Origin of the sequence: Enterobacter sp. HNDS-6, from assembly GCF_039850505.1 — a bacterium.
Classification (GTDB): Bacteria; Pseudomonadota; Gammaproteobacteria; order Enterobacterales; family Enterobacteriaceae; genus Enterobacter; species Enterobacter kobei.
In genome coordinates this window covers 2,326,949-2,339,143 of record NZ_CP156673.1, presented here as the reverse complement: position 1 = coordinate 2,339,143, position 12,195 = coordinate 2,326,949, and the positions used below count along the sequence as shown (strand labels likewise).

Annotated in this window: 8 protein-coding genes, 1 tRNA gene and 1 rRNA gene; 5 read left to right on the top strand and 5 right to left on the bottom strand. The window is 52.6% G+C overall.

The window, feature by feature from the left end; all coding sequences use genetic code 11:
- Positions 1-138: 138 nt before the first annotated feature.
- Positions 139-214: transfer RNA gene (locus ABFI50_RS10915), tRNA-Glu, on the bottom strand.
- 85 nt (positions 215-299) lie between these two features.
- Positions 300-1,839 (bottom strand): 16S ribosomal RNA (locus tag ABFI50_RS10910).
- A gap of 496 nt (positions 1,840-2,335) precedes the next feature.
- Between ABFI50_RS10910 and ABFI50_RS10905 the strand changes: the two genes are divergently transcribed.
- Entirely contained in the window at positions 2,336-3,289 is a 954-nt protein-coding gene (locus tag ABFI50_RS10905; protein ID WP_071922683.1) for a nickel/cobalt transporter, read from the top strand.
- Between the two features lie 33 nt (positions 3,290-3,322).
- On the opposite strand, the gene proP is transcribed toward ABFI50_RS10905, so the two are convergent.
- Positions 3,323-4,825 carry a glycine betaine/L-proline transporter ProP gene (gene proP / locus ABFI50_RS10900; protein ID WP_014882193.1) on the bottom strand — a complete coding sequence of 501 codons (1,503 nt, stop codon included), beginning with the start codon at positions 4,823-4,825 and terminating at the stop codon, positions 3,323-3,325.
- 650 nt (positions 4,826-5,475) lie between these two features.
- Here proP and kdgT point away from each other — a divergent pair.
- Positions 5,476-6,468 carry a 2-keto-3-deoxygluconate transporter gene (kdgT, locus tag ABFI50_RS10895; RefSeq protein ID WP_014882192.1) on the top strand — a complete coding sequence of 331 codons (993 nt, stop codon included), beginning with the start codon at positions 5,476-5,478 and terminating at the stop codon, positions 6,466-6,468.
- A 63-nt stretch (positions 6,469-6,531) separates the two neighbouring features.
- On the opposite strand, the gene ABFI50_RS10890 is transcribed toward kdgT, so the two are convergent.
- Positions 6,532-7,407: a diguanylate cyclase regulator RdcB family protein gene (locus tag ABFI50_RS10890; RefSeq protein ID WP_032637716.1), complete on the bottom strand. Its 876-nt coding sequence runs from the start codon at positions 7,405-7,407 to the stop codon at positions 6,532-6,534.
- Entirely contained in the window at positions 7,404-9,758 is a 2,355-nt protein-coding gene (gene crfC, locus ABFI50_RS10885) for a clamp-binding protein CrfC (RefSeq protein WP_014882190.1), read from the bottom strand. Before crfC ends, ABFI50_RS10890 begins: the two co-directional genes overlap by 4 nt.
- A gap of 596 nt (positions 9,759-10,354) precedes the next feature.
- Here crfC and ABFI50_RS10880 point away from each other — a divergent pair.
- The 3 genes from ABFI50_RS10880 (at position 10,355) to phnC (ending at position 12,176) form a co-directional block, all read left to right on the top strand.
- Entirely contained in the window at positions 10,355-10,690 is a 336-nt protein-coding gene (locus ABFI50_RS10880; RefSeq protein ID WP_008500067.1) for a zinc ribbon domain-containing protein YjdM, read from the top strand.
- A gap of 123 nt (positions 10,691-10,813) precedes the next feature.
- Positions 10,814-11,251, top strand: coding sequence for a VOC family metalloprotein YjdN (gene yjdN, locus ABFI50_RS10875; RefSeq protein WP_014882189.1), 438 nt, complete (start codon positions 10,814-10,816; stop codon positions 11,249-11,251).
- Between the two features lie 136 nt (positions 11,252-11,387).
- Positions 11,388-12,176, top strand: a complete 789-nt coding sequence (phnC, locus tag ABFI50_RS10870) for a phosphonate ABC transporter ATP-binding protein (RefSeq protein WP_014882188.1) — start codon at positions 11,388-11,390, stop codon at positions 12,174-12,176.
- Positions 12,177-12,195: the final 19 nt, after the last annotated feature.

Here is a 12,195-nt window from a genome sequence, read left to right as displayed (position 1 = left end):
GACTCGAACACACATAACATGTGTGTCGTTTCAATTTTCAGCTTGATCCAGATTTTTAAAGAGCAAATATCTCAAACATGACTCGCAAGTCAGTTTTGAGATATGACGGCAGGTGACTTTCACTCACGAACCAGCAAGTGGCGTCCCCTAGGGGATTCGAACCCCTGTTACCGCCGTGAAAGGGCGGTGTCCTGGGCCTCTAGACGAAGGGGACACTGAAGTCTCAATCGCAAGACGCCTTGCTATTTACTTTTCATCAGACAATCTGTGTGAGCACTACAAAGGCAGGTTCTTTAAGGTAAGGAGGTGATCCAACCGCAGGTTCCCCTACGGTTACCTTGTTACGACTTCACCCCAGTCATGAATCACAAAGTGGTAAGCGCCCTCCCGAAGGTTAAGCTACCTACTTCTTTTGCAACCCACTCCCATGGTGTGACGGGCGGTGTGTACAAGGCCCGGGAACGTATTCACCGTAGCATTCTGATCTACGATTACTAGCGATTCCGACTTCATGGAGTCGAGTTGCAGACTCCAATCCGGACTACGACGCACTTTATGAGGTCCGCTTGCTCTCGCGAGGTCGCTTCTCTTTGTATGCGCCATTGTAGCACGTGTGTAGCCCTACTCGTAAGGGCCATGATGACTTGACGTCATCCCCACCTTCCTCCAGTTTATCACTGGCAGTCTCCTTTGAGTTCCCGGCCGGACCGCTGGCAACAAAGGATAAGGGTTGCGCTCGTTGCGGGACTTAACCCAACATTTCACAACACGAGCTGACGACAGCCATGCAGCACCTGTCTCAGAGTTCCCGAAGGCACCAATCCATCTCTGGAAAGTTCTCTGGATGTCAAGAGTAGGTAAGGTTCTTCGCGTTGCATCGAATTAAACCACATGCTCCACCGCTTGTGCGGGCCCCCGTCAATTCATTTGAGTTTTAACCTTGCGGCCGTACTCCCCAGGCGGTCGACTTAACGCGTTAGCTCCGGAAGCCACGCCTCAAGGGCACAACCTCCAAGTCGACATCGTTTACGGCGTGGACTACCAGGGTATCTAATCCTGTTTGCTCCCCACGCTTTCGCACCTGAGCGTCAGTCTTTGTCCAGGGGGCCGCCTTCGCCACCGGTATTCCTCCAGATCTCTACGCATTTCACCGCTACACCTGGAATTCTACCCCCCTCTACAAGACTCTAGCCTGCCAGTTTCGAATGCAGTTCCCAGGTTGAGCCCGGGGATTTCACATCCGACTTGACAGACCGCCTGCGTGCGCTTTACGCCCAGTAATTCCGATTAACGCTTGCACCCTCCGTATTACCGCGGCTGCTGGCACGGAGTTAGCCGGTGCTTCTTCTGCGGGTAACGTCAATTGCTGCGGTTATTAACCACAACACCTTCCTCCCCGCTGAAAGTACTTTACAACCCGAAGGCCTTCTTCATACACGCGGCATGGCTGCATCAGGCTTGCGCCCATTGTGCAATATTCCCCACTGCTGCCTCCCGTAGGAGTCTGGACCGTGTCTCAGTTCCAGTGTGGCTGGTCATCCTCTCAGACCAGCTAGGGATCGTCGCCTAGGTGAGCCGTTACCCCACCTACTAGCTAATCCCATCTGGGCACATCTGATGGCAAGAGGCCCGAAGGTCCCCCTCTTTGGTCTTGCGACGTTATGCGGTATTAGCTACCGTTTCCAGTAGTTATCCCCCTCCATCAGGCAGTTTCCCAGACATTACTCACCCGTCCGCCACTCGTCACCCGAGAGCAAGCTCTCTGTGCTACCGTTCGACTTGCATGTGTTAGGCCTGCCGCCAGCGTTCAATCTGAGCCATGATCAAACTCTTCAATTTAAGTTTGATGCTCGTGAATTAAACTTCGTAATGAATTACGTATGTTCACTCAGAGACTTGGTATTCATTTTTCGTCCGAGGACGTTAAGAATCCATGTCACTTTGAGTGCCCACACAGATTGTCTGATAAATTGTTAAAGAGCAGTTGCAACGCGGCTTTCGCTCACCGTTGCGAGGTGGCGTATATTACGCTTTCCTCTTTCAGAGTCAACCCGTTATTTCAGGATTTTTTCTCTTCAACCGACCGGGTTGTCTGTGAAGTGATTCACATCTGCCGTGTCGATGGAGGCGCATTATAGGGAGTTCTCCGCAGGCCGCAACCGCTAAATGACAGAAAAATGACTGACTGCTGCATTCCACAGCAAAACCCCGCCTTATACCCTTTTACACACAGACTTATCCACAACATCATCAGGATCCCGATGCGATCCTGCGAACTGAAAAGGAAGATCAACTATACTAGCGGCAAATATTCTTCCTGGCAGAGCACTCCCTCATGAACACACAACGCCTCGCCCGCGACTGGCGTCTCCCTACCGCAGGGGCGATGCTGCTGGCTATTCTGTTTGCCAGTTTTACCCTGCATACACACTGGAGCGCCTTTATCCAGTGGTGTCTTGCCACTCAAATTACCCTGCACCGTTATCTGGTGATGTATCTGCTGCAGCTGAATAACCACCAGTACAGCGGCGGACTATGGCTCTTAACAGGCGCCTTCCTTTATGGCGTGCTGCACGCCATCGGGCCGGGGCACGGGAAATTCATTGTGACGACCTATCTGACCACTAATAAGGAAAGCGAGCGGGCTGCCCGGGTCGTTCCTTTCCTTGGCAGCCTGATGCAGGGCGTGAGCGCCATTCTGTTTGTCTTTATTCTGGCGGTGGGGTTTAACCTCGCCTCAGGGGATATTAGTACCAGCCGCTGGTATGTAGAGAAGATAAGCGCAGTGCTGATTGGTGTATTCGGCGCGTTCGTCATTTATCAGGCATTAAAGAGCCTGCGTCCGCGCAGAATGACGATCTCGGCCATCAGTCCCCTCCATCAGCACAATGAACACTGTGGCTGCGGCCATCACGGCGTGGGTGCCGACCTGACGCAGGGAGACTGGAAAACTCGCCTGGGGGTGATTCTGGCGATTGGCGCACGCCCGTGCAGTGGGGCAATCATGATTCTGATGTTTTCAAATGCGCTGGGCATTGTCACCTGGGGGATGGCTGCCGTCATGACAATGTCACTGGGAACGGCACTCTCGATTATGGGGCTCTCGCTGGCGGTACGTTATGCCCGTGAACGCACGGTGGCCTGCTTCGGGGGAAATAGCACGTTAAGATGGCTGGTGCCAGCCGTCAAAATAGCCGGCGGGATAGTTCTGATCCTGTTCGCGACCGTTCTCTTCCTGACGGTCATCCCCATCAGCGCCAATGGCGACTACATCGCTGCCGGATGCTAATAAAAGAAAACCCGCCGTTGGCGGGTTTCTTTATTACTCGTTGATGCGTGGATGCTGATCCACCAGTCGGGAGCGTTTTTTCTGCAGTTCTTCAATCTCTGCGTCAATGTCTTCAATCTTCTGCTCTACATTATCGTAGTGCTCACGCAGGATCTCTTTCGCTTCCTGAATATCCGATGCCGCAGGCGTCGCCCCTTTCAGTGGACGGTTCGCCGTCTCCTTCATCGTAATACCGGTAATCAAGCCAATCACCGCGATCACCATCAGGTAATAAGCAGGCATCATCAGATTCTGCGTGCTTTCCACCAGCGAGGCGGCAAGCGTCGGGGTCAGACCGGCAATCAGTACCGAGATGTTAAAGGCTGCCGCCAGCGCACTGTAACGAATATGCGTCGGGAACATCGCAGGCAACGTTGAGGCCATCACCCCGATGAAGCAGTTCAGGATCACCGCCAGCATCAGCAGACCCGCAAAAATCAACCCCAGCACGTTACTGTTGATCAGAATAAAGGCCGGGATTGCCAGGGCAAACAGCGCCACGCTTCCCAGAATAATGAATGGTCGACGGCCAAAGCGGTCACTCAGCAGACCCATAATCGGCTGCACGAACAGCATACCCACCATGATGGCGATAATAATCAGCACACCGTGATCTTCCGAGTAATGCAGGTTATGCGACAGATAACTCGGCATGTAGGTCAGCAGCATGTAGTAGGTCACGTTGGTCGAAATCACCAGACCAATACAGGTCAGCAGGCTGCGCCAGTGCTTAGTGGCAATCTCTTTGAACGACACCTTCGGACCATCCTGCAGCCCTTCACGGTCACCCTGCTCCAGTTTCTCAACGTGCTGCTGGAACGCCGGTGTCTCTTCAAGCGCATGACGCAGATACAGACCGATGATCCCCAGCGGCAGCGCGAGGAAGAATGGGATACGCCAGCCCCAGTCGAGGAAGTTCTCTTCACCGACGACGGTTGAAATCAACACCACGACACCCGCACCCATCACGAACCCGGCAATCGAGCCGAAGTCCAGCCAGCTCCCCATAAAACCGCGCTTACGGTCCGGGGAATACTCCGCGACGAAGATCGAGGCACCGGTATATTCCCCACCGACGGAGAAACCCTGCGCCATCTTACAGAGCAGCAGCAGAATCGGTGCCCAGATGCCGATCGTGGCATAGGACGGAATCAGGCCGATACAGAAGGTACTTATCGACATGATGACAATGGTGATGGCAAGGATCTTCTGGCGACCGTATTTATCACCGAGCATACCGAAGAACAGACCACCCAGCGGGCGAATAAGGAAAGGAACGGAGAACGTCCCCAGTGCGGCAATCATCTGCAGGCTGGGATCAGCCCCTGGGAAAAACACTTTACCTAACGCGTAGGCCACAAAGCCATAGACACCAAAATCGAACCATTCCATCGCATTACCGAGCGAGGCTGCGGTGATGGCCTTACGCAATTTTGCGTCGTCAATAATAGTGACGTCGCGAAGCGTGATGGGTTTAATCTTTTTCCTTCTCAGCATAGCTATCCTCGTTGACTCGGCCCTGTCTGTTTCACAATCCAGTGTGGGTGCTGTGAACCTTGGGATCCGCTCCATGCGAATCGCCTTATTCAAGCGTAGCAGGTTTACTTACATTGACGTTTATCGTCGATACAACCGAACCTGTTGACGCCTGCCAGGGCAGTTAATGACCTTTTTACCCTACCAGCGTTTATATTTGTGATCAACTTCACAGATATATTTATGCTGCGTAAAGTGAAGACAGTCTTTGTCAATTTCCGCAAATAAGCACTTTCTCAACCCATCCCAGGGAAACATTTTCATGTTGTCCCCTTTTCTTTTTATCGCGACGTAAAAAGCCGCTTTTTTACAAGAGATTTACATAAACCCCATCCAGCCAGAACGCGGCGTAAAGTTTACAATCAATATGTGACACAGATAACTAAAACACTGTTTTATTTTCATTGAATCATTATTCCAGTGATCGCATGATAATTCCCGAAACATAGCGATGAGTGTTTTCTGACAAGAGAAAACCAGAGTACTTACTGAATTTTGTTGCGGGGTTATCGAATACAAGTCATCAAGAAAACCCTTCATCATTTTGAATTTATTGATTTTTTATTCGCGCCCGCCGCTCGCTACGAGGGGTAACATTGTGAGGGTTGTATATGAAGATTAAAGCCACGATAGAACGTATTCCTGGTGGTATGATGCTGGTCCCCCTGGTACTCGGTGCTATTCTGAATACCTTAGCGCCTGAAACCGGGGCTTATTTTGGCGGTTTCACAAAAGGGATGATTACAGGCACCGTCCCCATCCTGGCAGTCTGGTTCTTTTGTATCGGTGCATCCATTAATTTACGGGCAACAGGCACCGTATTACGCAAATCCGGTACGCTGGTCATAACCAAAATAGCGGTGGCCTGGGTTGTCGCCATGATATGCGCGATGTTCATTCCGGAGAATGGAATTCAGACCGGTTTCTTCGCGGGTTTATCGGTCCTGGCAATTGTCTCGGCGATGGATATGACTAACGGCGGGTTGTATGCCAGCCTGATGAACCAGTACGGAACGAAAGAAGAATCCGGGGCATTTGTCCTGATGTCTCTGGAGTCCGGCCCGCTCATGACGATGCTGATCCTGGGTTCTGCTGGCTTGGCCTCTTTTGAGCCTCACCACTTTGTTGGCGCGATCCTGCCCTTCCTGATCGGTTTCGCCCTCGGGAATCTGGATCACGATCTGCGCGATTTCTTCAGCAAAGCCACACCCGTTCTCATCCCGTTCTTTGGTTTTGCGCTGGGCAACACCATCAACCTGAACGTGATCCTTGATACGGGCCTGCTGGGTATTGTGCTGGGGGTTGCGGTCATCATCATCACCGGTATTCCGTTGATTATTGCCGACCGCGTGATTGGCGGCGGAAACGGCACGGCGGGTGTCGCCGCCTCTTCAGCCGCAGGTGCTGCGGTCGCAAACCCGGTGATTATTGCTCAGATTAACCCGGCCTTCGAACCGGTAGCCGCTTCTGCAACGGCACTGGTGGCTGCCAGCGTGATTGTGACCGCGATTCTGGTGCCGATCATCACGGCACTGTACGCGAAACGCTACGGAAACGTGCAAGAGAAAGATGTAGAAAGGAAGGCAGCAGAGCTTCAACATTAACAAACCGCACCAAACCATCCCCTCTCCCCTCTGGGGAGAGAGCCAGAGTGAGGGGTGAGGGGTTCAACCAAAAATCTCCTCCACCATCGCCTCCACCAGACGTTTTGCTGAACACAGCCTCGGCATCCCCAGCGCAACGGTCTGCCAGTTTTGCGTTACTGACCAGCTCACCGGGTGTTTATCCGCCTGACACCAGTCACCCAGCCAGCCCAGCATGTCTTTATGATCGATTAAACCCGCCGAAGCGGGTGTGGTCAGCCACTGATGATAGAAATGGCGCGTTGCAGGAGACGCATTGATACCCTGAGCAAGATAATTGGCAGCCATACTGCGTAAATTATCCTTGAGCATGGCCGATACATCGTCCTTCGCCAGACGGCAAGCATCGCCGAAGGCCCCCCAGCGCAACTCTTCCAGGACAATGAAACAACGCCCGGCCAGCGACCAGCCATCATAATGACCGGCTCGCCAGCGAGTGAAAATTTGCTCACTGTGCTCACCCGCCTGGACGGTCAGTCCACGCTGAGTTAGCGCCTTTTCTTTATAAACGGCACGTTGGGTAAAATGCGATGAGAGCTCAGCGTACTGTTCAAGCAGGCCCGGAGAGGGCTGAGCCCTTAAGTGAGCCTGCTGACGAAGTGTATTCAATTTATCCGCCATCAGCGTAAGCGCAAGATGGCCAGGGTCAAGCATCCCGGCGAGTTTTTCAGCCAGACCGAGGCGCAGGGCAGCATTCTCATTCAGCATTCCGGCCATCGCCCAGGGTCGTAACCGGGTGTGCGTCATGATCTCCTGAGTCAAGCGCTCACGAAACTGCAGCTGCTGCGGCCCCAGATGAGGATGACGTGCAACGTCCACGCCCTGCACAAGATCGACCATAAATTTAGGATGAATACACTCCAGCGTCCGCCCGGGACCGTCCAGTAGCTGTGTTGTCATGGTTGCTCTGCCGCGAATAGAGTTTGAATATCATCGCGTAACAGTCGGGTATCTTCCTGTATCCACGTCGCAGTAGTGATACTTTGCTTCAACAGCTGGCTGAGCGCTCGGGTCGAATGCTCATTTTGTTGACGCACTGCGAGGCTATCACGCAAGCTTTCCTGTAACCCGGTCAGGTATAACGAAAATTCTGCAAAGAACGTCGCCATTCCTGCCGTAACAGAGACATCGACCTGGGCGGACAAAGCTTTACGTATATGTTCACAAAACTGATCAATATGTTGCTTAAATTTGTCATGTAGCTGCGCAATGTCGATAACATAGCGCGTGCGGGTCGCCACATATTCATCCCAGCCCCAGCCCGGATTATTCAGCCAGCGAGAGACGGTCTCACGCATGCTGCCCGCGCCCGATGGCTGTCCTGCAGGGCGGTTGTCCTGCGCGATGGCATCGTTAAACAGCGCCTGCGTATTGACGTTAAGCTGGTTAGCCTGAAAAGCCGGGAAGCTAATCCGCGCCCGAAAGCCGGCATGGCTCAGATGCTCTTTAATACGCGTTTCGATGGGACGCATGGCGTCATTCAGGGAACGCGCCAGCGTAGACTCCAGCTGATCGAAGCGTAACGCCAGCTCCCGGCAGATCTTTGTCTGCGCATCCAGCATGATAAGCTCGCAGGAGGAGCGGATTTTACTCAGGGCAATCTGTGCCTGCCCCTCGTCATCCAGAACCAGCTGCTGTAGTTCTTGCGGCTCGTCACCACGAGGATTCAACCGATCGTTACCGGCTAAATCAAGGATATTGCGAGCGCTGAACACGTGACCAATCGCCTGGTGAAGCGCTGTTTTTTGGGCCCCCATAAAGTCCGCAGTGGCATTCAGCGCCTGCTCAACTTCATGTTTCACCTCATCGCTCACCACCCGCTGGCGCGTCTGCATCATCGCCATGTCCTCTTCAAGACGCGTAATATTCAGTTCCAGCGCGTCAAAGGCGACCGTCAGCCCCTGATAGCGGAAGTCGAGATATTCCCGGGCATTTTGTGCGTAGTTGAGCAGCTTATGGGACGCCGAGCGCAACGCAAATAACGAGGCATTAGCATAGGCGGCGTAAATCAGTTTGCGTATCGGTTGTTCAAACAGCGAATCTTCCCAGAGCAAATCGGCGGCGTGACGGATATGGCCAATATCATCCAGGTCCGCCGTACGCCAGCGGCGACCGAGGGCGGCTTCGGCAAAATCCTGCACCCAGGGTTGCTCCTGATGATCCGGCAGTTGTCCGTGGGTATTCATCTCGTAGCGAGCACGGTTCGCTAGATACGCCCACATGGAGGAGACAGGGTAGATCTGGCCAGGCGAAATATTGCCTTTCATTAAGGTGCCGGAGATCATCGCCCGGACCTGCTCTTCATCATCGCTATTGCGATCTTTCTGGTCGAATTTATTCACCAGGGCATACAGAGGCACGGATTTCCCCGCCACCGAAATAGCCTGACGGACCTCTTCATCAGATATAGATTTAAGCTGGGTATAATCCATTACCGCCAGCACCGCCGATGCGCGGGCTAACTGCTCACTCAGCATTTTTTGCAGATGCGGCTGTCCGGCCTCATTAGGCCCAGGAGTATCGAGCAGCGTCAGTTGCCCGAGGTGGGCATCCAGACCCGCAAGATGCACGAACTCCACTTCAATGACCGGAATGTGTTCAATGGCCGCGTATTCTGAAAACGGAAACGCCACGCCCAGCGCCTGAGAGAGTCTGACCAGGTCATTGAGGCTTTTCAGGCAATGAAATATTGGCTGCGCTCCAAGATGATGCTTTTCAAAGGCTTCACCTTTTTCAATGCGTTCCAGCAGCGTATTCATGTCTTTATCAATTTCCAGATGCTGAGCCAGCTTCCCGCGATCGTAATCGCAGAGTTGTTTCTGCAGCAGTTGGATCAAATCATCAATAGGCGAGACATGTGAGAAATGGAGTACCGGCTCTTTCTGGCCTGGCGTATGACGAATCAGGGTAGGAAGCGCCGTCATTGGGCGGTTGCGATTAGGCAACACTTCGGTCCCCACAATGGCATTAATGGTGGTCGATTTCCCCGCTTTCATGGTACCAACGATAGCCAGAACCATTTCCAGACGTGTTATTTTGCGTAATTCATTATTCAGCATTGCCTGCTGCGCTTCGACACCCCGCGCACTAAAATGCAAAGGCAGAACGTTGTTCTTTTCACCCGTAATAGCGGCCGTCGTGTTCTCCAGCATCGCTGTCGGCATTGACTTCAAGGTATCAAGATTTTGCAGGGCAAGCTGTAACAAACGCTCAGCTTCCTGGCTTAATTCAAAAATGGTCTGTGTGTGCATGATAAAAGCCTTTCCTTAACGCAAATTTATTACTTTTATTAAGCCACTGGTATTAATTATGATGTTCAGGCTTATATGATCACGTGTGGAAAACATGTTCACCGGAATATAACTGATTGAAGATAATCAGAAATAAATGGCTATCCTTGCATGGCGTGTAAAGCTCTCCTCAAGGCCTGACAGCCAAAAGATAAAAAGCGTAGCCCTTTTTAAGAAACTTCAGGATATATCATCATTATTTACCCACCTAAAAAGAACGGGTTATGCCACAACCATACGAAATGCATGGCAGCAAAGAACAAAGATAAATAACAATGTGTTGCTTCACCTTATCCGAAATGAAGGTGCGTAGCAATTTGCCGCAATAAAATATTCGATATATTTAGCGACTTCTCTTTCCACCGTGTTAATGACGTTAGCATCGCTTAACTGACTGACAGGAAGTGTCACTCCCGACACATTTTTTGCTTTTTTTTAAATTCAGAATATCACCGACAAACGTGTGGATTTGCGCTATACTTGCCGCCTTTTTCGGCACACTGCCGTCATTTAGCTGGCATTTTCCAGCGTGTTAACACTTTTTTGAGGATACCGATATGTCTCTCCCACACTGCCCGAAATGCAATTCTGAATACACCTATGAAGATAATGGCATGTTCATCTGCCCGGAATGTGCGCATGAATGGAATGATGCCGAACCGGCACAGGATGCAGATGCCCTGATCGTAAAAGATGCGAACGGTAACCTGCTGGCGGATGGCGACAGCGTCACCGTGGTTAAAGATCTTAAAGTCAAAGGCAGCTCTTCCATGCTGAAGATCGGTACCAAAGTGAAGAACATCCGTCTGGTTGAAGGCGATCATAATATCGACTGCAAAATTGACGGCTTCGGTCCGATGAAACTGAAATCTGAGTTCGTGAAAAAGAACTGATTTTTCTCCTGTAGGCCCGATAACCGAAGCGCCGCCGGGCGCTTTTTCCGGATGCGCTACGCTTATCCGGCCTACAAAAAAAGAACTACACTTAATGGGCTTTTCTTACGTGAGGTAAAGAATATGCCGTTAAGTCCCTACATCTCCTTCGCCGGCAACTGTGCAGAGGCAACCGCCTTTTATCAGCAGGCCGTCGGCGCTGAACTCCTCTATAAAATCACTTTCGGTGAAATGCCCAAAAGCGACAGCAGTGAAGAAGGCTGTCCGTCCGGCATGCAGTTTCCTGATTCCGCTATCGCCCACTCTAACGTCCGCATTGCGGGCAGCGACATCATGATGAGCGACGGGCAGCCGCCGGGCAGCAACGCGCAGTATGCCGGGTTCACGCTGGTGCTCGACACGCAGGATGTGTCAGAAGGCAAGCGCTGGTTCGACAACCTCGCCGCTGGCGGCAATATCGACATGGCGTGGCAGGAGACCTTCTGGGCGCACGGTTTCGGTAAAGTCACCGATAAATACGGCGTACCGTGGATGATTAACGTCGTTAAGCAGCAGCACTAATTTTCTGGCGGTGGGCGGTCCGCCTCCGCCTGTCATCAAACTCCCCTCAACTCTTCAAATTCCCGCAACCCAGACTTAACCCAAATGTCACATTGATGCGCCAGCATGAGGCCACATTTATCGTGAGGCCCCGCACATGCAAACTGTCATCCGCGTCGAGAAACTGAGCAAGACCTTCAATCACAACAAGGCGCTGCATGCCGTTGATCTGACCGTCCAGCAGGGCGACATGGTGGCGCTTCTCGGCCCTTCTGGCTCCGGTAAATCCACCCTTCTGCGCCATTTAAGCGGTCTTATCACCTGCGATAAAACCCCGGAAAGTCACGTCGAATTGCTGGGCAACACGGTGCAGCGCGCCGGGCGTCTGGCAAGTGATATCCGCAAGAGCCGTGCCCAGACGGGCTACATCTTCCAGCAGTTCAACCTGGTCAATCGCCTGACGGTACTGGAGAACGTGCTGATTGGCGCACTCGGCAGCACACCGTTCTGGCGCACCTGCCTGCGCTGGTTCTCACCTTCCCAGAAGCAGGAAGCTCTTCAGGCGTTGACTCGCGTCGGTATGGCACACCTGGCCCACCAGCGTGTCTCCACCCTGTCCGGTGGACAACAGCAGCGCGTCGCCATCGCCCGCGCCCTGATGCAGAAAGCAAAAATCATTCTGGCCGATGAACCTATCGCCTCGCTGGACCCGGAATCCGCCCGCATCGTGATGGAAACCCTGCGCGACATTAACCAGAACGACGGCATTACCGTGGTGGTAACGCTGCATCAGGTGGATTACGCCCTGCGCTACTGCGAGCGCATTGTCGCCCTGCGTCAGGGCCATGTGTTCTTTGACGGCGCAAGCCACCAGTTTGATAACGAACGTTTTGATCATCTCTACCGCAGCGTAAACCGCGTCGAAGAGCGCGCGCAGGCTGCATAACTCCCCATAACGAGGAATG

Excerpts from the sequence above, each read along its gene's own strand:
- ABFI50_RS10905 (WP_071922683.1), top strand. The coding sequence starts at position 2,336 with ATGAACACACAACGCCTCGCCCGCGACTGGCGTCTCCCTACCGCAGGG.
- proP (WP_014882193.1), bottom strand. The coding sequence starts at position 4,825 with ATGCTGAGAAGGAAAAAGATTAAACCCATCACGCTTCGCGACGTCACT.
- kdgT (WP_014882192.1), top strand. The coding sequence starts at position 5,476 with ATGAAGATTAAAGCCACGATAGAACGTATTCCTGGTGGTATGATGCTG.
- ABFI50_RS10890 (WP_032637716.1), bottom strand. The coding sequence starts at position 7,407 with ATGACAACACAGCTACTGGACGGTCCCGGGCGGACGCTGGAGTGTATT.
- crfC (WP_014882190.1), bottom strand. The coding sequence starts at position 9,758 with ATGCACACACAGACCATTTTTGAATTAAGCCAGGAAGCTGAGCGTTTG.
- ABFI50_RS10880 (WP_008500067.1), top strand. The coding sequence starts at position 10,355 with ATGTCTCTCCCACACTGCCCGAAATGCAATTCTGAATACACCTATGAA.
- yjdN (WP_014882189.1), top strand. The coding sequence starts at position 10,814 with ATGCCGTTAAGTCCCTACATCTCCTTCGCCGGCAACTGTGCAGAGGCA.
- phnC (WP_014882188.1), top strand. The coding sequence starts at position 11,388 with ATGCAAACTGTCATCCGCGTCGAGAAACTGAGCAAGACCTTCAATCAC.